The 20,493-nt window shown below is 35.9% G+C and carries 20 protein-coding genes; 11 read left to right on the top strand and 9 right to left on the bottom strand.

Going from position 1 to position 20,493, the window contains the following annotated elements; translation table 11 throughout:
- Positions 1-305: 305 nt before the first annotated feature.
- The gene (serC, locus tag QRN68_RS08305; RefSeq protein WP_285396338.1) at positions 306-1,394 is read right to left on the bottom strand and encodes a 3-phosphoserine/phosphohydroxythreonine transaminase; all 1,089 of its coding nucleotides are present in this window, start codon (positions 1,392-1,394) and stop codon (positions 306-308) included.
- 525 nt (positions 1,395-1,919) lie between these two features.
- Here serC and QRN68_RS08300 point away from each other — a divergent pair.
- From QRN68_RS08300 to QRN68_RS08290, 3 genes are all read left to right on the top strand, one after another.
- Entirely contained in the window at positions 1,920-2,204 is a 285-nt protein-coding gene (locus tag QRN68_RS08300; protein ID WP_285396337.1) for a hypothetical protein, read from the top strand.
- 430 nt (positions 2,205-2,634) lie between these two features.
- Positions 2,635-3,171: an isochorismatase family protein gene (locus QRN68_RS08295; protein WP_285396335.1), complete on the top strand. Its 537-nt coding sequence runs from the start codon at positions 2,635-2,637 to the stop codon at positions 3,169-3,171.
- A gap of 6 nt (positions 3,172-3,177) precedes the next feature.
- Complete coding sequence (locus QRN68_RS08290) at positions 3,178-3,450, top strand: hypothetical protein (RefSeq protein ID WP_285396334.1); 273 nt, start codon at positions 3,178-3,180, stop codon at positions 3,448-3,450.
- A 119-nt stretch (positions 3,451-3,569) separates the two neighbouring features.
- Here QRN68_RS08290 and QRN68_RS08285 read toward each other — a convergent pair whose 3' ends face one another.
- Both QRN68_RS08285 and QRN68_RS08280 read right to left on the bottom strand, forming a co-directional pair.
- The gene (locus QRN68_RS08285; protein WP_285396333.1) at positions 3,570-4,079 is read right to left on the bottom strand and encodes a PCYCGC motif-containing (lipo)protein; all 510 of its coding nucleotides are present in this window, start codon (positions 4,077-4,079) and stop codon (positions 3,570-3,572) included.
- An 80-nt stretch (positions 4,080-4,159) separates the two neighbouring features.
- A complete protein-coding gene (locus tag QRN68_RS08280) occupies positions 4,160-6,472 on the bottom strand; it encodes a YhgE/Pip domain-containing protein (protein WP_285396332.1) in 2,313 nt (770 codons plus the stop codon).
- Between the two features lie 194 nt (positions 6,473-6,666).
- Between QRN68_RS08280 and QRN68_RS08275 the strand changes: the two genes are divergently transcribed.
- From QRN68_RS08275 to QRN68_RS08255, 5 genes are all read left to right on the top strand, one after another.
- The gene (locus QRN68_RS08275) at positions 6,667-7,146 is read left to right on the top strand and encodes a thioredoxin family protein (protein WP_285396331.1); all 480 of its coding nucleotides are present in this window, start codon (positions 6,667-6,669) and stop codon (positions 7,144-7,146) included.
- Positions 7,147-7,239: 93 nt separating this feature from the next.
- Entirely contained in the window at positions 7,240-7,941 is a 702-nt protein-coding gene (locus QRN68_RS08270; RefSeq protein ID WP_285396330.1) for a tetratricopeptide repeat protein, read from the top strand.
- A 630-nt stretch (positions 7,942-8,571) separates the two neighbouring features.
- Positions 8,572-10,749, top strand: coding sequence for a bifunctional diguanylate cyclase/phosphodiesterase (locus tag QRN68_RS08265; RefSeq protein ID WP_285396329.1), 2,178 nt, complete (start codon positions 8,572-8,574; stop codon positions 10,747-10,749).
- A gap of 192 nt (positions 10,750-10,941) precedes the next feature.
- Positions 10,942-11,496, top strand: a complete 555-nt coding sequence (locus QRN68_RS08260) for a hypothetical protein (protein WP_285396328.1) — start codon at positions 10,942-10,944, stop codon at positions 11,494-11,496.
- 251 nt (positions 11,497-11,747) lie between these two features.
- Entirely contained in the window at positions 11,748-12,401 is a 654-nt protein-coding gene (locus QRN68_RS08255; protein ID WP_285396327.1) for an alpha/beta hydrolase, read from the top strand.
- A gap of 317 nt (positions 12,402-12,718) precedes the next feature.
- Here QRN68_RS08255 and proC read toward each other — a convergent pair whose 3' ends face one another.
- Positions 12,719-13,519, bottom strand: coding sequence for a pyrroline-5-carboxylate reductase (gene proC, locus QRN68_RS08250; RefSeq protein ID WP_285396326.1), 801 nt, complete (start codon positions 13,517-13,519; stop codon positions 12,719-12,721).
- 61 nt (positions 13,520-13,580) lie between these two features.
- Here proC and QRN68_RS08245 point away from each other — a divergent pair, with 61 nt between their 5' ends.
- Both QRN68_RS08245 and cyoE read left to right on the top strand, forming a co-directional pair.
- Positions 13,581-13,751, top strand: a complete 171-nt coding sequence (locus QRN68_RS08245) for a hypothetical protein (RefSeq protein ID WP_285396325.1) — start codon at positions 13,581-13,583, stop codon at positions 13,749-13,751.
- A 201-nt stretch (positions 13,752-13,952) separates the two neighbouring features.
- Positions 13,953-14,903: a heme o synthase gene (cyoE, locus tag QRN68_RS08240; protein ID WP_285396324.1), complete on the top strand. Its 951-nt coding sequence runs from the start codon at positions 13,953-13,955 to the stop codon at positions 14,901-14,903.
- 67 nt (positions 14,904-14,970) lie between these two features.
- Here the strand turns inward: cyoE and QRN68_RS08235 are convergent, their stop codons facing one another.
- The 5 genes from QRN68_RS08235 to QRN68_RS08215 form a co-directional block, all read right to left on the bottom strand.
- On the bottom strand, positions 14,971-15,705 hold the full coding sequence (locus tag QRN68_RS08235) for a metallophosphoesterase (RefSeq protein WP_285396323.1): 735 nt from the start codon (positions 15,703-15,705) through the stop codon (positions 14,971-14,973).
- A gap of 521 nt (positions 15,706-16,226) precedes the next feature.
- Positions 16,227-16,676 (bottom strand): helix-turn-helix transcriptional regulator, encoded by a 450-nt coding sequence (locus QRN68_RS08230; protein ID WP_285396321.1) that lies wholly within the window; start codon positions 16,674-16,676, stop codon positions 16,227-16,229.
- Positions 16,677-16,874: 198 nt separating this feature from the next.
- Positions 16,875-17,279: a hypothetical protein gene (locus QRN68_RS08225; protein ID WP_285396320.1), complete on the bottom strand. Its 405-nt coding sequence runs from the start codon at positions 17,277-17,279 to the stop codon at positions 16,875-16,877.
- A gap of 155 nt (positions 17,280-17,434) precedes the next feature.
- Positions 17,435-18,763, bottom strand: coding sequence for a hemolysin family protein (locus tag QRN68_RS08220; protein ID WP_285396319.1), 1,329 nt, complete (start codon positions 18,761-18,763; stop codon positions 17,435-17,437).
- A 32-nt stretch (positions 18,764-18,795) separates the two neighbouring features.
- Entirely contained in the window at positions 18,796-19,218 is a 423-nt protein-coding gene (locus QRN68_RS08215; protein ID WP_285396318.1) for a MerR family transcriptional regulator, read from the bottom strand.
- A gap of 315 nt (positions 19,219-19,533) precedes the next feature.
- Here QRN68_RS08215 and QRN68_RS08210 point away from each other — a divergent pair, with 315 nt between their 5' ends.
- Positions 19,534-20,112: a YdcF family protein gene (locus tag QRN68_RS08210; protein WP_285396317.1), complete on the top strand. Its 579-nt coding sequence runs from the start codon at positions 19,534-19,536 to the stop codon at positions 20,110-20,112.
- The last annotated feature ends 381 nt before the right edge of the window (positions 20,113-20,493 follow it).

Raw genomic sequence — 20,493 nt, 5'->3', positions numbered from 1 at the left:
CGCTTTCGCACAGATAAAACATTTGTTGCTGTCGCTTCGCTTTCGCACAGAGCAAAGCTTCTCGGGATGTCAGATGAGCCGCTTCACTCGCGTTGCTCGCTCCAAGGCCTCATCTGTGACGCTAATTTCCAAGGAGTCGCCAAGCCGGAACGAAGATCAACTAATACACGGGCGCATATGTTTTAACAATGGCATCCACAACTTTTGAGGATGAGCCATATTCAAGTGTCTTCTCGATGTATTGCTAGTAGTAAAGATAAAAAAAGACGAATGATTACGTTAAAGTATTCATTCGTCATTTTTTATTATTGATGTTTTTGTTGGAAAGCTACCATAAAGTCACGTAATGCTTCACAAGCCTCTAATGGTACAGCATTATAAGTAGAGGCACGACAGCCACCTACAGAACGGTGTCCATTTAGTCCAACAAATCCTGCTGCTTTTGCTTCAGCAAGGAATTGTTTTTCAAGCTCTTCGTCAGCAACACGGAAAGTGATGTTCATTAAAGAACGGCTTTCAGGTGTTGCATGACCTTTATAGAATCCATTGCTATTGTCAATGGCATCATAAATTACTTTTGCCTTTAATTCATTATGCTTCGCAATTTCAGCAACGCCGCCTTTAGACTCTACCCATTTCAATACTTCACCTAGCATATAGATACCAAAAGTTGGTGGTGTATTGTATAAAGAGTTACTGTCAGCATGTGTTGTGTATTTTAGCATTGTTGGAATATTTTTATTCGCTTTTTCTAGCAAATCTTTGCGAATAATGACTACTGTTACACCAGATGGACCAAGGTTTTTTTGAGCCCCTGCATAAATTAGACCGAATTTACTTACATCAACTGGCTTAGAAAGAATATCACTAGACATATCTGCAACTAACGATACATTACCTGTTTCAGGGAATTCTTTCCATTGTGTACCATAAATTGTATTGTTCGAAGTGATATGCACATAGGCATCATCTTCATTAAATTGAATGTCAGCTAAAGCTGGGATATTGCGGTATTGATTTTCCTTTGTGCTAGCAGCTTCAACAGGCGTACCAAAAAATTTTGCCTCTTTGAATGCTTTTTCAGACCAAGAGCCTGATAATACGTAGCTTGCCTTTTGATCGGCCTGTAGGAAGTTCATTGGGATCATAGTAAATTGAAGACTAGCTCCACCTTGTAGGAAAAGGACTTCATAGTTTTCTGGGATAGCATAAAGCTTTTTCAATAAAGCAATTGCTTCATTATGTACTTCATCGAAAATGGCACTGCGATGGCTCATTTCCATAATTGACATACCTGATTCACGGAAGTTTACTAATTGTTGTTGGGCTTTTTCTAATACTTCTACTGGTAGTGCAGATGGGCCTGCGTTAAAATTGTATGCACGTTGTGTCAAAGCGATACACTCCTTGTTATGTTTAATAAGGTGAAATCTCAATCATAGGAAGTTATTATTCCCTATTAATTGGTTGTTGAACCTATCGGGCTTATATGGTCAGTTTCATAGACTATCAAAATAGACCGTTAAAGCGGGATAAAAGCACTTTACTGGATTATAACTCAATTTTCAAGAGAAAAAATAAAATTCTCACTATTCGAGCAGAATAATGACAGGTAAGCAACAAAATGTACACAATTGAGATAAATTCAAAAAGCTTTTTAGGTTTAAATACGAACAAATGGAAATATAGATAGGCATATATGAGCTTATATTTCGTAATTTACATATTAGTTAATCAGCGGAAATATAAAATGTTCGTGTTTGTTTGTGTGGAATGGCGTCGGCTGCAATCGTTGTAGCAATGGAATTTTTTCGTCGTGATATTGATATTAACATTGCTCAGTATTTAAAGATATATAATTATCTGAAATTTTAGAGGTGTTGTTGTTTTATTACAAATAAAATTTGGAGGGGAAAATGATGCCAGATAACAAAAAAATAATTTGGATTAGTATATTTATAGCATTACTTTCAACTATTTTTATTTCGAATAAATCTACAACTTTTGGAGCACCTTTTCAATGGGTTACTTTTTACGGTAAAAATGATATAAATAATTTCTTCTCGTTATTCACTTCAAAAAATTTTACTCAAACCAATTTCAATATTGGAATACTAGCAATAAATATTCTTTTAATTTATTTAGTTCTATTTTTTGTTCATAAGAAATTTAAAATAAATGTTTCAAAACGAAAAGAAAAATAAAGGTTTTAAAATATCACTTGTTTAGATAGTGTTTAGATATTCTTATGTTGTCCATATTATCGGTATATCCACTGGTTTGATGGAGGCTAAGATGTAATATTGATTGTATTTGCCGTTACTATTTGATGGACGGAATTTTTTTAACTTCTTTCAGCAAATGCGGTTTTAAGTCCCTTTTCAACGGGTGTCCAAACATCCGCTGAAAGAAGTTAAAGCCTCTAGCGGATGTAACGGAATCTGAAAGGCGTTAATAAAGGATGTTAGCCCAAAATCATCACATCCATGCGATAACGGCTAACTGACCGCATCATGCAGGCCTAAGCACAAAGCCGATTCGGACGCAATTATGCCGAGCATAATGGACCTTTCCCCATAAACCAGGAACTTTCGGTATAATGAATTGTGAATATTGATTGAAGGGGTGTTTTGAATGTTTACAATAGAGGAAGCGTGTTTAGTTGTCGTCGATGTGCAAGGAAAGTTAGCGACAATTGTTGATGAAAGTGAAGCGGTGGTTGAAAATGTGGCAAAGCTGGTACAAGCTATGAAGGTATTGGAAGTACCCATTTTATGGCTTGAACAAAATCCTAGTCGTTTAGGTGGTACTCCGTTAAATATTGCTCAGCATCTTCAAGGGCAAGCTATTGCTAAAATGGCATTTAGTGCTTGCCAGGAGCAAGAATTTGTTGCTGCATTGAAGGCGAGTGGTCGTACTCAATTTATCGTGACAGGTATCGAAACGCATATTTGTGTCTACCAAACAGCGCGACATTTAAAAGAGCAAGGGCTTGAGGTCGAAGTTGTTGTAGATGCTGTGTCTTCTCGTACAAAGGCCAATAAGGAGATAGGGCTAGAGAAGATGAAGGCACTTGGAATTTTAGCAACAAGCACAGAAATGATTTTATATGAGCTACTACAACGTGCAGATCATCCACATTTTAAAACGGTGCTACAGCTTGTTAAATAATAAAAAATGGATGGGACAAAACTGGTCAAAACCTTAAAAAGCGCGATAAATCTATTTTTGCGTAAAAAATATGCTTATGTCTTAGCGATGCAATTTATTAGTGCGGTCAGAGAGTGTTGCATGAAGGTAGATGTCGATATTTTTCAAAAGTTGGTTGATAAATCGATAAAGTTGGTCGATAAACAATCAAAAGTTCTCGACAAATCTCAAAACTGCAGCTCATTAATGATTTTTGTCGCTGTCGTTGCGCTCCGCCCCACTTTCGCTGCAGAAAAATGAGGTTTTGTCCCAGCCTCTTTATTGATAAAAGAAACTATATTGTGGTTAACCAAAAGCATAGTTTTCTTCTAGACTAAAGAGCTACATCCCCGAGGATGTAGCTCTTTAACTATTTGTTCTTAAGCAGGCATGTCTGTCGGAGTTGGTTTTGCGTAGCCTTCTTTATATGTGTCATCAATTTTTTGACGAATTTCTTTGAGACTCATGCCATCTTTATGCATTTTTGCAGACTGTACAGCGATTTCTAAGCAAACGTTACAACGAGTACCGTGATCATCCCAGACAATTGTTCCATCCTTACGCTTTTCCTGAATAAAGCAGTTTAGATTGCTTTTATGTCCAACTGATTCTCCACATCCACAATAGCATGGCATCCATTCTAGAATTTCGGTAGATTGTCCAGCAATTTGATACACTAAGCGAATGTTTTCAGTTTGATTATCTAAAAAGGATGGTAGCACATTAGCAGATGCAGTTTCCTCTTGAATATCTCCAGAAGCATGTGCATGTTCTTCGTGTGAAGCTTCTATTGGCGTTTCATTTTGATTTTTTTCAACAACCTTTTTATCTTCACCGCAAGCACTTAACACTAATAACGATAAAACAAAAATAGATAAAAGTTTTTTCAATAAGAGCGCCTCCTACATGTTTACAATACTGCCATTATACCATCGTTCGCTTAAACATTTGCAAGAAGCACAGGTGGAAATCAATGAAAAATATCTAATCCACGTGTTTTGTTCATTAAAAGTTCCATTTTCTCACTCAGTAATTTTTTCAAGAAGAAACCAAATAGAATAAAAATGAGCCAGAAGCAAGATAAAAAGGCAAGATCCATCCATACTTTAGACCAAATAATACCACCAACAGCCTCTCGCATCATTTCGATTGCATAAGTAAAAGGTAAAAATGGATTTATTATTTGGAAGAACTTTGGTAATAGTTCTACAGGATATGTGCCACCAGAACCTGCAATTTGCAGTACTAGCATGACAATGGCTAACGCTTTCCCAACATTTCCGAATACAGAAACTAGTGTATAGACAACCGTAACAAACACTAAGCTAATAAATAGCCCAAATGGTATAAAGAAATAAGGAGCACTAATGGATCCATCTAAAAGAACGATATCTCCAATTGTAATAATGAGCGTTTGGATAAATGAAAAAGTTGCAAATGTTAATAAACGTCCAAAGTATATTTCACGAATACTGTATTGATTATTATCGTGAATATTTACAGATAAAAGTGAAATTAATAATAAACAACCGACCCAGACGGAAAGCACAGTATAAAATGGTGTCATGGCTGTTCCGTAATTAGCAATCGGAAACATCCTATGTTCCTCGAGCTTAATAGGCTCCTCAAAGAAATCCCGCTCAGCATTGACGTCATTTTTCAATAATTGTACGATTTCAGAAATATCAGCTTCACTTTCTAATGTTCGCAGCTTGTCAGCAAGAGCCTTAATTTTTGTACTTAAAGCAGGGAAATTCGATTGTACTGTACCAATTGTTTTATTAGCTGTTACTAACATATTTTTAGCATTTGTTAAACGATCTATTGCTTGAGGTAGAAGACTTTTTACATTCGTTAACATAGATGATGCATTTGTTAACGTATTTTTCGCAGAAGCCAAGGTCGTGTGAATTTGTGGCTCTAGGTTATCGTTATAATGAGTAAGGAATTGCTGCAGATTGTTAGAAACATTTTGCGCAACACTTTGAACATCAGCCAGATCTTTTTTTATCGTTTCGACATCAATATTATTTAACTGCTGTACTTTAGTTGAGACGTCAGTTAGTAATGTATTTAGCTGATTTAATGCTGTTAGAGAGCTTAAAGAATAATCGGTTATACTAGGATTTGCCTGTAAATTTCCACGTATAGCTTCAAGTTGTTCAATAATTTTATTATTAGTTAGTAAAGTCTTTACATCTTCAGAATTGCTTTGCTGTAGCGCCGTCAGGATGTTTTGCACATTGTTATCAAGCTGTTTACGAGACGAAGCATCAGCTTGTGTTAATTTTTGGAGTGCTTCAAGTGTTTGGATACTAGAATTTACTTTTTCACGAGATGTATCCAGCTGGTTTTTAATCGTATCCTTTATTTGTGCAATAGTAGCTGAATCCACATTAGTATTTTGTAGCTTCCCTATTAGGTCTGTAAATCGTTGAGCAATATTTTGAACAGCTCCTAAATCCTTTTTAATGATAGGGGATAGCTGGGTGAACAGTGTGTCAGCTTCATTAATCAATTTTAAACCTTGATCGATAGTTGTTAGACCATCATTTGTTAATTTTTCAGCCTCAGGAACTTGGGTCATCGTATGGTTCAGTAATGTCTCCGCTTCCTTCCCGCCTTTAGAGGTTTGTGCTAAAAATGTTTCAATACCGGGAAGATGTTGCTCTATTGTAAAAATATAATTTTCAAACGTTCTAAAGTCTGGAATTTCCCGTTCCATCTCAACACCGATCGTATTAAAAATAGAGAAAAGTGTTCCATTGACAGTTGAGATAAATTCACTAGATACTTGTTGAGTTAGGCCACTGGCACCTTTAATTGTAATTTTGGGTGAGATTGGATTTATTTTTTCATTTACATAATAATCGATATGCGCTTTAATAGGCTGATTTGACAGTATAGAGGTTAATTTTTGAGAAAAATCACTAGGGATAACAATAACCGCAAAATAATCACCGTTTTTTAAATCATCAATGGCTTTTTCACGAGATGTAAATTCCCAAGAAAAGTTTTTATTTGTACTTAAATTATCTATTACCTCGTTACCGACATGTATATCCTCTCCTCTAACACTCGTTCCTGTGTCTTCATTGACAACAGCAATTTTCATATTAGCTGTGTGGGCATAGGGATCCATAGAGGCATAAATATTGAGCCACGCATAAAGAGAAGGTAAAAAGATTAGTCCACCAATAATGACAGCCACTACCCAGTTTGTTAAGATATTATGGATATCACCTTTATAAATTTGAAAAATATGTTGGATAGTGTGTTTCATATTAACGACCCCACATTCGTTTTGTGAATTATATATGTATGTTCCCAAAATTGGGGCGAAATTATGTTTGAATTGTAGAAAAACTTATTTTTCAAAGACGAATTAGTTTACTAGGGTTTAAAAAAACTTTATAATCAATCGCGAATACACTAAAATTAGGATTTTTTAGTGTGAAAAAGGAGGAACACAATCTAGTGAAAAAACTACTAATTATTGGCTCAGTTATTGTTGTGTTATTTATAGCAATTATTGTGCTAACAAATGTATCGAACAATAATAAGGTAACAAGTGCAAAAAATCCTTATGGCGACAAAGTACTAAAACAAGAAACAATAGATCAATTGGATGATAAAAATTACCAAAACATTATGCTACCTGACGAGCTTGACAAAAAAATAAAAGCTGGTGAAGATGTAAATGCTTATTTCTTCAGCCCAGTATGTGGACACTGTCAAGTCTTCACACCAGTATTAATGCCGATTGCTAAGGAGCTAGGCGTTGAAATTGCCCAGTTAAATACTTATGAATACGGGGATTTATTTGATAAATACCATTTTGAAGCGACACCAACATTCATTCATTTTGAAGATGGTAAAGAGGTTACTCGTTTTGTAGGTGCATTACCAGAAGAAGATTTACGTGCATTTTTAAATAAAGAAGTATTAAAAAAATAAGAAAAGCAGCGACTGTATCAAAAGTTATTTTTGAGCAGTCTTTTTTTGTGTATACTAAATATACTGAAGAGTTGTATATTGGGGGAATATTGCATGACAATGGATGATTATTTTTATAATGGTGAGCTAATGAAATGTTATGAGGTAGCTAAGCAAGTTACAGAGGAAAACGAGAAAGCGTTAGCTGATAAATATATTAAATTATTGGAAGAGTATGATTTTACTAGCTATCCAAAGCCTACGTTGTTTGTAGAAACTCAGCATATAGAACGAACAGATGAAAGTTATCCTGAATCAGATGCCGTCGTCAAAATTCGTGCAATAAAAGATGAAGCACAGTTTTCTATGCGTATTAAAGAGCTAGAGGATGTAGCAAAAACAGGTACTCCAAATGAAAAGGCACAATCATTTTTTACACAGGGTGAACTGTTTTTATTTGCACATCACTACAATGAGAGCGTCCATTGTTTTAGACAAGCCGTACAAGAAAACCCTAATAAAGCTTTATATTGGGGGATTACAGGACAAACAATGCATCGCTTCGGTTGGATGCCATTCGATGCCCTTGGTTATTTAGAGCAAGCTATTAATTTAGATCCAAAAAATGCGCGTTGGAAATGGAATAAAGCACTTGTTCTTATCCAATTAGCGAAGGATTTACAGATGGCACCGTTTATGGCCAATGCAGCGATTGCATTAGAGGAGGCGCTGGCTGTTTGCGGCGAGCATCAGCGATCGTTAAAGGATGCTATTCAAAATACAATAGATAATATGGATAGCTATGTATTTTCATAACATTAAAAAGATGTCTCAAGTTGGGGCGTCTTTTTTTTGCGGTGAAATATGGCTTGTTAGAGTTTTTGAATAACATGTTAAATTAAAATTGTCTTGGCGTATATATGGCTCATCAGCAAAAGTAGGGGATGGTATATTGAAGTTGATCTTCGTTCCGGCTGGGCGGCTCCTTGGGGATAGCGCGTCACAGATGAGACCCTGGAGCGCAAGCGAAGCGGGTAGGGGAATGGAGGCTAAAGGCATCACGTCCTGTGATAACGCCTTCGTGACCAACATCCTATCGCTGCCGCTACGTTAGTACTACGCTTTCGCACAGAAAACATCTGTCGCTGTCGCTGTGCTACACTAAGCTTTCGCACAGAAAACATCTGCCGCTGTCGCTCCGCTACGCTTTCGCACAGAAAACATCCGTCGCCCCGACGCCCTCAGGAAAGCCCCCAACCGGAACGAAAATCGACCCTACGTATGGTGTAAATATTATTTTATAATAATTTATTACTATTTTATTCTGTTATAGTTTTGATTGAAAAGTCGATTTTTCATGGTAATCTTATAGTATAATTATACCAAAAGTCCTTTGTGAAATAGTGAATAGAAAGAAATGTTTTGAAATCAAAGGAGGGTGTTTAGATGTGGAAATTTAATGAGGACTTTTCATTTGTGAGGCAGGGCATTCAATTCATCCTATTATCAATGATTTTCTTAATCGTCATTGGACTAGGTGGAGATAAATTTTATGGAATATTTGGTGAGAATAATTATGTCACGATTCATTTAATGATGGAAATTCTCATCATTGTGGTGACGATGGCTATTTCGATTCAGACGTGGTTAATTTCACCATATATTTTATCGAATAGAGTTCTTTATGCTGGGGCATTGTTTTTAACATTTAGCTTAATAGAAATTGCGCATGCGCTCTCCTATAAAGGAATGCCTTTTTTCATTACTGAAAGTACACCATATGCTGCAACATGGTTTTATATGCTCGGGCGATTACTATTATCGATTGGATTTCTAACTATTTATTTTGTTAAGGAGAAGAAAATCAAATCAACTTATCGTTGGTTTATTTATAGTTTACCGTTTGTAATAATCACTTGTTTTGTTGTTATCATCTATGCACCAACGCCAATATTGCCACCTCTTGTGATAGAAGGTGAAGGTCCTACTGTTTTAAAAAATACTTTGCAATATACAGCTGTTGCGTTAAATTTGGTGATTGTGGTTCTATTGCTGAAAAACTTTAAGAAAGTACCAAAAATTGTATTTTTATTATTAGGTAGTTCAATTTATTTAATAATGAGCGATTATCTATTTACAATTTATCAAGATGTTTATGATATTAAAAATTTCATTGGACATATTTTTGAGTTAAGTGCATTTTATCTTTTATTTAGAGCTATTTATTTTTCATCTATTGAAAAACCTTTTCAACAATTAATTGATACACAAGGGCATTTGGAAAAGTCTCGCGAAAAGATGCGTTATATGGCTTATCATAATGAAGTTACGAATTTACCAAATGAACGTTTTTTGATGGAATTATTAAATAGAAATTTATACATATCTAAATCTCAAAAGGCAATTATTGCTATCGGGATAGAAAGAATTCCTGCTATTAAAGCATCTTTAGGCAGTACATATGCGGACCAAATGATCAGTCTAATAGCGCAAAGGCTGAAAAATGTTTTACCAGAGAAGTATCCTCTATGCATACTGAGAGAAGATTATTTTGTTGTTTTTATTGATGAGGTGAATAATACCCATCAACTAACTCAGCTAAGTCAACAGCTTCAATTGGTTATGGAAGAATCATTTCAAATACAACATTTTTCTCTAAATAGTCAATTAAATATTGGCATTGCGTTATTTCCAACAGATTCTTATAGGGAAGAGGAACTTGTTAGATTTGCACTTTATGCTATGCATGAAGCACATAAAATGCCAACACGTATACGGTTTTATGAGTCCTCAATGTCTAGCGGAATGACTGAACGACTTTTATTAGAAAATGATTTACACAATGCATTAGCTAATCAAGAGCTTTTTTTAGAATATCAACCACAACTAGATTTACAGACGGGCCAAATTAAATCAGTAGAAGCTTTAATCAGATGGCGGCATCCTAAAAAAGGTTGGATTTCGCCAGGGGTCTTTATTCCAATTGCTGAGGAATCGGGTTTAATTATCCCTATTGGACAATGGGTACTAGAAACAGCTTGTAAACAAGTGAAGCGGTGGGAGGGAGCTGGATTGCCACCTATTAAAGTGGCAGTCAATTTGTCATTAGGTCAACTTTTTCAGCAAAATTTAGTTGAAATGATTCATGATGTTCTTGAAAAAACACAATTAGAGCCACAATATTTACAGTTAGAGATAACAGAAAGTATGACGATTAATATCGATCATATGACGGCGATTTTGCATCAATTGAAGGCACTTGGGGTTACAATCGCGGTAGATGATTTTGGGACGGGCTATTCATCATTGTCGTATTTAAAGGATTTCCCTATTGATTGCTTAAAAATTGATCGGTCTTTCGTTCAAAAAATACAATCAAACTTTACAGATAAGGCTTTAGTAGACACGATTCTTTCTATGGCAAAGCATTTACAGTTAAAGGTAGTTGCAGAAGGAATAGAAGAGTTAGAACAGCTATCATATCTAGTAGCAGGAGAATGTGATACTGTACAAGGTTTTTTATTTAGTAAACCGATACCTCCAAATATTTTACAGGAAAACTATCAAACGCTACACGAGAATGCAAAGTGTATTTTAGATTCAATTACTACAATTGAAGGATAATATGACAATTGAAAACATCTTCGTTTCAGTATATGACGAAGATGTTCCTTTTTGTTTCTGAAGCTATGCAAACGATGAAAAATATTTCAACAGCCTACATTGAAAGCCTAAACGTTGCCCGTTTCTTTATATTCTACAATCATGGTATGATAGTGGGGAAATGATTTGTAATATAAAGGACGGGTTTTTTTGATGGCACAAGAAGTGGCAAATAAATTTATTGAAAATGTATGTAATCATTTAGTGCGCAATTTAAATATTACAAAGATTGAGGAGCACTTTAAAGAGACAATCGCGATACAGCGTAAATCGGCACAATCTCAAATTGATTTTTTTGATATGTTAATGATGAATATGCTGTATTTTACTGAAAATGAGCAAGTTTGGGAAAACGTATTTTTGAAAATGCTCGAAAAGAAAGAGTGGTTAAGGGCTACTGTATTTGAGGAAGAGCTATTGATGCATCAAATGCGTATTCGTCAGCAGGTCGCTGAACAAATGGATGCCGCTAAAGAGTTGTTCCATAAGCAGTATGAAACAGAAGGTATGACAGAGGAAGCTATTGTCTACGATTATGCATATAGCTCTGCTGGACACTCAATGCGCATAGATTTATTAACGGTACTTGTCTCAACACCAGAACAATCAAAAGTGCTATTTGATGCAGATCCACAAGAAACTATTCGTATTATTAACGGCTATATTGCCTATCACACTGATGGGATTATTAATAAAGTGAAACTGTAATCAATTGGATATCCCACTGATTAGTAGTCTTCACCAATCGAGCTTTTATGGGCAGTTAATCTCCCGACTAACTTCCTTGCTTTTGCTGGATTTTGAGGTTGGATACTTGGACGCCCAGTCGGAACGGAAATTATAGTGATAAGCATATATAATAATAGCTAAAAATGACAATGAGGCAATCCTGTTTTTGTCTAGATACCTTATGCAGTATAATAAGGTGATACTAAGGTCACCTGAAAGGAATTTAATCAATGAATACACCATTTACATTTAAACATACACAACCAACGAATATGGACCCAAATAAAAAATATCCAGCGATTTTTTTATTGCATGGAATGGGTAGTGATGAAGATGATTTACCGCAATTAGTACAGGATTTTAAAGAACAATGCCATGTTTTTAGCTTACGTGGACCTATTACTCAAAAGCCTGGCTATGCTTTTTTTACGATCCAGGAGGCCGGAAAACCAGACCGTGAAATTTTTGATAAAGTTTTAATTGCATTACAACGCTTTGTGCTAGAGGCAATTGACGAATATCAAATTGATCCGCATAAAGTGTACGTGCTTGGATTCAGTCAAGGGGCTGTTTTGGCACAATCACTTGCTTTTGTAATGGGGAATTTAATTACGGGAATAGTGGCGTTAAGTGGCTACATGCCAAAATTCGTGACAGAGGAATATGCAATTCGCCCAGTTAATCATTTACATGCATTTATTTCTCATGGTGATTATGATTATGTCATACCGTCGCAATGGGGCATTGAAAGTAAAGAAATCTTTGAGCAATTTGGAGCTACTGTGACATTCAAACAGTATCCAGATGGTCACGGTGTTACACCAGAAAATTTGCGTGATCTAACTGCATTTTTAGCACAGGAATTACAAGATACTATTCAATAAAAATGAAGTGGCTGGGACAAAACTGGTCAAAACTTTAAAAAGCGCGAGAAATCAACGTTTCTAAAATTGATTTCTCGCGCTTTTTTTGATGTTAAATTGTTAAATTTTGCCTTAGTGCGGGCAGATAGTGTTGCATGATAAAAGATTCCGATAAATCGATGAAACATTCCGATAAAATTTGAAATTGTTCCGATAAATCGCGAAATTGTTCCGATAAAACACAAATTTATTCCGATAAATCTCTCATCCGCGCTTTGTCGCTGACGTTGCGCTCCGCTTCACTTTCGCTGCAGAAAACATTGAATATCAATCAAAATTTATTTCGATAAGTTGCGATCTTTGTCAGTCACAGCAGCTACTGCATCGTGAATGGTTGTTTCAAAATGATTGCTTTGTAATGAGGATACACCTTGAATAGTTGTTCCGCCTGGTGAACATACTTGATCTACTAGTGCCCATGGATGTTCCTGTGATTGTAAAATCATTTTTGCGCTGCCGAGTACTGCATTTGCTGCAATATCAAGAGCCATGTTTTTTGGCATCCCTTCACGTACAGCTGCACGTGCTAAAGCGTCAATATACATATAGGTAAACGCTGGTGAAGCACCACCAATCGTTGTAAATATAGAAAATAAGTGTTCAGGTATCTCGATAATTGTGCCAACTGTTTCAAATAGTGAAATGACAAACTGAAGCTGTGTTTCTGATACTTGCTCACTTGTTGTATAGCAGCTTGTGGAGGCACCGATTAGCGCATTGATATTTGGCATTACACGAATAATTGGGGTAACCTCAGATAAATAACCTTGTAAGTAGTTAATATTTTTACCTGCAGCAATGGAAACGATGACATGGTTGTCTTGTAAATGCTTTTTCACCTCTGGTAAAACGTCAGGCAACATTTGGGGTTTGACACCAAGGATAATGACGTCACAATTAGACATAATATCTTCAATAGAGCTTGCAGCTTGAATACCATAAGAGGTTGCTAATTTTGTTGTTTTTGCTTTGGTACGATTGAAGCCGTAAATAAAGGTGGAATCAAAATCTCCGCTTTTGCACATTCCTTTAATAATAGCTGTAGTCATATTCCCAAGGCCGATAAATCCGTATTTCACGTGGTAGACACTCCTTCATATTGTTAAAACATACACATTAGTATAGAGTAGATTGTTTTACTTGAATAGCAATATGCAAAGAATCAAGCTAATTAGGTTCAAATTCACATCAGTCGGTGGTATTATAGAAGATGTTGTGAATGAACGTGTATCTTTATTTTCATTCATTAGAAGACCAATTGGTGGGATGAATACGATTGATTCAGTGGATGTCCAAACGAAAGTGAAGTGACAGCAGCAAATACCACAAACCGTAATTGATTTTATTTATCCGAAAATAAAGAGATAAAGAAAATCATGTACTTTATGTGAACATAGGGACAGAATCTATCTAAAAGAGGTAAAATTATAATTTGATATGTTTAATGCAAATTTTGTCGCTTTCTATCGAGTAAAGCGTGTAGAAATTATGAGAGAAAAGGAATTAAGATGAATGGAACAAAATCTAAAAACGGAGCATAAACCACAATCTTCCGAGACATCATCAGGGAAGTCCTCACGCTCTACTATTTTAGCGCAGACAGTTAAAACAGGAATCATTAAATCAAATTTAATTCCTATGTGGGCTGGTTTAACGCTAGGTATGTACAAAAATAAAATGACTTTTGTAGAGAATATACCAGAAATTATTTTTGCTACGACTGGTTCTGCACTTGTTATTGGAGCTGCTGGAGCTTTTAATAATGTGTATGACCGAGACATTGACGCTCTTATGCCTCGTACGCAAAGTCGACCAACTGTAACAGGTGAAATGTCAGCGAAATCCACGTTGATTTTAGCTTTTGCCATGCTTATTATCGGGGTAACTTTGCTAGGATTTGCTTCACCACTAGCTGCAGCATTTGGCCTTTTAGGGGTGTTTTTATATGTAGTACCCTATACAATGTGGACAAAACGACGTACAATTTATAACACGGAAATAGGGAGTATCGGTGGAGCGATGCCAGCTTTAATTGGTTGGGCTGCTGTTTCTAATGATATTACACATCCTGCGATACTTGGTCTATTTTTGGTTTTGGTCATTTGGCAGATGCCTCACTTTTATGCCATTGCTATTCGTAAGCATGCTGACTATGAAGCGGCCAAAGTACCAATGCTACCAGTTGTAAAAGGGATGCGTCGTACTTATTATCAAACGAACTTTTATTTAATTTTATTAATATTATCAAGCTTCTTATTTGGTACTTTAAGTGTTGGCATTATGCTTGTTGCAATATTGTTAAGCATTGCATGGCTTGTTATGAGTATTTACGGCTATCATAGTAATAAAGATCAAACAAAGTGGGCAACAAAAATGTTTGTTTTCTCGCTTATCCATATGACAATTTTATTTTCAACGGTTATTATTTACTCTTTAGTAGGTGTTCTTTTTAAATTATATTAAAGCTTTCATCTTCATTCGGACGCAATTACGCTAAGGCGAAATTGATTTATCACGAAAAGCCAACAGGTTATTCTACACTTGTTGGCTTTTCCTTTTCCACAGAGATTATTTGACGACTTGGCCATTCTATTGCGTGTAACTGACCCCCAAAGACAGCCCCACCATCAATACCAATGATATTATTTTCACCAAAATAGACACTGTAATCTGTTAGATTTTGGTGAAGTTTGTAGGTAGGGGTATGACCAAAAATTACTGTTTTCTCTCCTTGATAACCTGCATGAAATTCTTCACGAATCCATAAAAATTGCATAGGATCTGTCTCTGCCATAGCTACTCCAGGTACGACTCCACCATGTACAAAAATGACATCCTCTAATTCGATGTAAATATCGAAGGTTTCGATAAGCTGTAAATGTTCTTCGAGCTTTGGTAAGGTCTGAATAAAGTTAGGTAATGTATTGTTTTCAATGGCATCCTTAAAATCGTCTAACTGATAGCCATAGCTTGCAAGTGTTGCATCACCGCCGCAAAGTCCTACCCAATGATTCCATGGCTTAGGATGGCCAGAGCGACAGGCTTTTAGCATGATAGCCTCGTGATTTCCTAGTAGCACACGTGCACCTTTTGCTTGTAATTCTCCTACTAAGTTTAAAACGCCACAAGATGCAGGGCCACGATCAATATAATCGCCAAGTAAAAATAGCTGATCTTGCATAGTATCGTAATTAGCTTTTAATAATAATTCTTCAAAAAGTTCTAATTCCCCATGTATATCACTAATTGCTAGTAATCGATCCATAAAGCGCATCCTTTCCAGTATTAGTGCAGTTTCTATTAAATATTAAATATAAAGAATAGTTCTACAAAATTCGACTAATCTAACTTTACATCAAAACATTGACTGTAAAGTTATGGCTCCATACCATTGGTGTCTAGTAATACTTTATCATATGACGAGGTGATTTCATTTCCTTATTCATTCGTCTATAGTGTTGGATAGCGAAGGGGAAGATTTATAGTAATTGGCGTGATGCTAATAGAAGCTGTAACAAATTTTTTAGGGAACCATATTAAAATCTGTTCTTGATGAAAAGGAAGGTTGGTATGAAAGCGCAATGAGCGACTATGAGGCTCAGACCACACTGTGTCCTCTCGTAGTGGAATAGTCCATATTTTGGTCTTAACTTATTTACATCATCGGAAGGTACGGGATTGTGGTACTACTCGCGCTTAATGTAGAGCCATTCCGTTTTTAAGCGCGAGTATAAAATTTAACTTCTTTCAGCAAATCCGGACGTAATTATGCCGAGCATAATGGATTTAGCCTGTAATATTTTCCCATTCTCGCTTCGCTATTGACTCGTCAAATGTTGATAGTAGTCGATAGTTGTGGGTATCTAAAATTCGAAAATGCTGACTAATGGCGTTTTGTTGTAGGCGATAACCATTGTACTCGCTAAGGTTTTTCCACCATATGTATCCACCCATCGTTTTTTCTTTAGGTTGTAATGTCCCGTTATTAGCGATTAAGTCAACAACCTCAAGTGGGTCACCACCAAGCTCATGCTGTAAAATTGAGCTTTCTCGGCATAATGCGCAAACCGCGACAGCTGTAGTCCAGCCTGTCTGAGTACGACCTTTTTCAATTTGAACAAGTGTTTTTTTAGAAAGTCCTAGTAACTCACTCATCTGATCCTGTGTTAAATCTTTTTCGGTACGGATTAATTTCAGTTTTTCTGAAATAAGTGTGATTAATTGTTCACGATTCATCCAAACACCCTTCCTTTCAGATAGTTAAGTACCATTATACATGAAAGTGGGCAGAGGTGTTTTCTGTTCACTAGTAATTGTAGTTAAACCGCGGATATTCAGAGGTTTTTTCGATGAATCGCGAGTATTTTGATTCGTTTTGCAACGTAAAAAAACAGACTGCCCAGCAATTTATTCATTGGACAGTCTGTAAAATATTTAAATCTCGTACTTTTTTGTGTCAGAAATAACGCGGAAATGGATACCTTTAATTTGAGCACTTACTTTATGACGTAGTGTATCAATATCTACGAGCTCGTCATTATCATTAACGCATCCTGCAATTTCTTGTAATAACATCGTAAATGCTTCTTTGAATAGTGAACGCATATTATCAAAATCTAAGCTACGGAAGCTTCCGTCAATATCAAATGCCTCCACAGAATTTAGTTGCTTTGAAGCGCCAGCAAAGCGATCATCGTACACTGTATAGTTTTCATCTGTTACAACGATAATATATAATACCTCGCCTGTAATCGTTTTTAATTCAATGTTAGTTTTGTGTTTTTTGACGTCAGTAATGATGTGAATACCGTCCGAATGATATAGCTTAAACAATTTCATATGTGATGCCCCCTGAAAATAGAATCATATTCATTCATTTATTATATACGTATATTCCTAATAATGGAATGAGACGAAAGTATCTGGAACAGTTAGAACAGCTCTATTTGCATGATAGTTGTAAAGGCGAAATTGTGAAAATCGTACCAGATGTATTATGCTTCTGTTACAATGGGCATAATTTCGCGAAGAGGCCGAACCTCGATGTAATGAATCTGATGGCCATGTTGCTCAAAGATGCTAAATATATATGGTGCTAACTCGATATTTCTAGTTGCTTTAATGCCGTTATTCAATGTTAAAAACCAACCGCCTAATGTTTCAACTTCTTCTGCATCAAGTGTTACGTTTAATAGATTTTCGACATCCTCAATGAGCATTTTTGCATTTAAAATATAGTGATTGTCGCTTACTTTTCGAATTTCTGCAATTTCATCATCATCAAATTCATCGCGAATTTCACCAACAATTTCTTCTAAAATATCCTCGACTGTAACAAGCCCTGATGTCCCGCCGTATTCATCCATTAAAATGGCCATATGAATTCGCTCTTTTTGCATACGCACAAGTAATTCTTGAATTGGAATTGTTTCAATTACTCGAATCACAGGATTAATGAAATCTTCAAGGACTAATGAATCGTCTGTTAGTTGCTCAAGCAAACCGTGTGTAAACAATTCCTTGGCATTGATGAAACCTAAAATATTATCACGATCTCCATCATAAACAGGATAACGAGTATATTTTTCATCCGCGATAAAATGAATGATATTTGTAAAAGTTTCATTTATTTCAATTCCAACAATCTCTGTTCGAGGGACCATAATTTCACGAGCAATACGTTCATCAAATTCGAAGACATTATTGACAAACTTTAGCTCTGTTTTATTGATTTCACCACTTTTAAAGCTTTCAGATAGCAGTAAGCGTAATTCTTCCTCTGTATGTGATAACTCATGCTCAGAAGCAGGCTTCATACCAAATATGCCAACTAATACGCGAGCTGAGCCGTTCAAGAACCAGATAAATGGATACATTACCTTATAGAACAACATAATAGGTTTGGCAAAACGGAGTGTAATCGTTTCAGCCTTTTGAATGGCAGCAGTCTTAGGTGCTAACTCACCGACTACAACGTGTAAAAATGTTGCAATGGCAAAAGCGCCACCAATTGTAAAAATCATCATATATTTATCTGGAATGCCGATTAAGTCGAAAAGAGGGTGTAGCATAAATTCAAATGTTTTTTCGCCGACCATCCCGATACCAAGTGCTGTCACAGTTATACCAAGCTGACAGGCAGATAAGTACTCGTCTAAATGGTTGACAACATGTTTAGCAGAAATAGCTCTTTTATTGCCCTCTGCAATCAATTGGTCAAGCCTTGAGGAACGCACTTTTACAATGGCAAACTCTGTTGCCACGAAAAAGCCAGTTAAAGCTAATAAAATAGTGAAAATCGATAAGTTAAGTATGGTCTCCAAATAGTCGTTCTGTATGAACAGAACGTCACCTCCTAATTATGAATAAGTAAAAGTAAAGATTGCATAAGTGCAATACTTTCGGGTGAAACATTTTTTTTAATCTTTTCAATATCTTTATAGTCTTGTTTGTTCATTTGTTCAAGTAAAAAAGTTACATCATGCTCTAGGTCTTGCATTTTTATACGTAATAGTTGTACATCGATTTCTTCGAACGGAGTGATGTTAAGTTCGTGTTGTATGTCTATGAGTGAAAGACCCTCCTGTTTGCGTTGCTCAATATAATGAAGTCGTTCAATCATTGCAGGGGAGTAGTAGCGATAATTTGATGCAGAACGTTCTGCTTCTAATAGACCTATGTTTGTATAGTAATCGATTGTTCTTTTTGTAATACTCGTTTTTTCTGCAAGCTCGCCAATTTTTAATTTCTCTGTCCCAATACAAACACCTCCAACCATCACGTGATACTTCGATTATAACGTGATGGTTTGGTCAGTTTCAAATAGAAGAGCCCTATATTTCTAAATTGTAAGATTTCTTCGGGGGGATGGACTTATTTACTAAAGAATTGCCACCGAGCGAGATTATTTTAGGTGAAGATGTTATATTTATATTTTGGGCATCAACCATACAATTTTCTATTCTGAGCTTATTAGCAGTCGTTATAGCGACGATCTTTTAGAAAATAGCTTAAAAAAGCAATCTCATATATTGAAATTTGCTACCAATAATTTATATAATGTCAATCGTTACAGTGTAAATAGGAGGTTATTATGAAGAAGGTATTCAAGCTTATCACTATATTGCTCGCGGCAGTACTTGTTTTTTTTCTTTGCCTACACTTACTTATCGTGTCTCAAGGCAAAGATACTGCGAAAGAAAATGCAGATTACCTCATTATTTTAGGTACTCGTTTATCGGGGGATCAACCGTCTAGTCTGCTGTTCGAGCGCATCAAGACCGCAGCTGCCTACTTAAAAGAAAATCCAAATACAATTGCAATCGCTTCAGGTGGCCAGGGGCAGGACGAAATTGTGTCTGAAGCTTCTGTAATTAAAGAATCATTAATACAATTAGGTATTGATGAACAACGAATCATCACCGAATCCAATTCTACTCGCACTCTTGAAAACTTTCAGTATTCAATGGATTACATAGACAAAGATTCCACAGTTGTAGTTGTAACAAACCGATTCCATCTATATCGAGCCGAATCCATTGCTGAAGATTTAGGACTTAATGTTACCGGCTTACCAGCTGCAACACCATCTGAATTTCGTATTAAGTACTACACCAGAGAATATTTAGCTATCGTGAAGTATTATTTAGAAAAAATACATATCCTCACCTAGCATCACAGAATAACAGTCTAGAAGGAGCTGCAACGAGACAATGACACTAACAATTAAACAAAAACAAACCATTCAATCGTATCTTCTAAAGGACTTTATTCATTTCGAGCACTCCTTTACAAAAACAGGAGTCCAGCCGAAGTAGTCATTTTTCCAAACAGATACAGCCAATTCGTAAACGTTGTGAACGATTGCTATACAGAAGATATTCCATTAACCGTCTTAGGGAACTGTTCTAACTGATAAACGGGGTACATTAGTTAATTTTTCGATTCACGAAATATCAAAAAAGGCAGATTTAATCTACACGTTTTGTAGATTACATCTGCCTTTTTTTGGCTCATCACCAAAAGTTGTAGAGGACATGTTTTAAATATATGC

The organism is Lysinibacillus sp. fls2-241-R2A-57, from assembly GCF_030209535.1.
Taxonomy (GTDB): Bacteria; Bacillota; Bacilli; order Bacillales_A; family Planococcaceae; genus Lysinibacillus.
The sequence above is the reverse complement of the archived record's forward strand: the minus strand, read 5'-3'. Positions and strand labels throughout refer to the sequence as shown.

What these genes read in the sequence shown, in the direction of transcription:
- QRN68_RS08300 (WP_285396337.1), top strand. Translation starts at nt 1,920, where the DNA reads ATGCCAGATAACAAAAAAATAATTTGGATTAGTATATTTATAGCATTA.
- QRN68_RS08295 (WP_285396335.1), top strand. Translation starts at nt 2,635, where the DNA reads ATGTTTACAATAGAGGAAGCGTGTTTAGTTGTCGTCGATGTGCAAGGA.
- QRN68_RS08290 (WP_285396334.1), top strand. Translation starts at nt 3,178, where the DNA reads ATGGATGGGACAAAACTGGTCAAAACCTTAAAAAGCGCGATAAATCTA.
- QRN68_RS08280 (WP_285396332.1), bottom strand. Translation starts at nt 6,472, where the DNA reads ATGAAACACACTATCCAACATATTTTTCAAATTTATAAAGGTGATATC.
- QRN68_RS08270 (WP_285396330.1), top strand. Translation starts at nt 7,240, where the DNA reads ATGACAATGGATGATTATTTTTATAATGGTGAGCTAATGAAATGTTAT.
- QRN68_RS08265 (WP_285396329.1), top strand. Translation starts at nt 8,572, where the DNA reads ATGTGGAAATTTAATGAGGACTTTTCATTTGTGAGGCAGGGCATTCAA.
- QRN68_RS08260 (WP_285396328.1), top strand. Translation starts at nt 10,942, where the DNA reads ATGGCACAAGAAGTGGCAAATAAATTTATTGAAAATGTATGTAATCAT.
- QRN68_RS08255 (WP_285396327.1), top strand. Translation starts at nt 11,748, where the DNA reads ATGAATACACCATTTACATTTAAACATACACAACCAACGAATATGGAC.
- cyoE (WP_285396324.1), top strand. Translation starts at nt 13,953, where the DNA reads ATGGAACAAAATCTAAAAACGGAGCATAAACCACAATCTTCCGAGACA.
- QRN68_RS08235 (WP_285396323.1), bottom strand. Translation starts at nt 15,705, where the DNA reads ATGGATCGATTACTAGCAATTAGTGATATACATGGGGAATTAGAACTT.
- QRN68_RS08230 (WP_285396321.1), bottom strand. Translation starts at nt 16,676, where the DNA reads ATGAATCGTGAACAATTAATCACACTTATTTCAGAAAAACTGAAATTA.
- QRN68_RS08225 (WP_285396320.1), bottom strand. Translation starts at nt 17,279, where the DNA reads ATGAAATTGTTTAAGCTATATCATTCGGACGGTATTCACATCATTACT.
- QRN68_RS08215 (WP_285396318.1), bottom strand. Translation starts at nt 19,218, where the DNA reads ATGGTTGGAGGTGTTTGTATTGGGACAGAGAAATTAAAAATTGGCGAG.
- QRN68_RS08210 (WP_285396317.1), top strand. Translation starts at nt 19,534, where the DNA reads ATGAAGAAGGTATTCAAGCTTATCACTATATTGCTCGCGGCAGTACTT.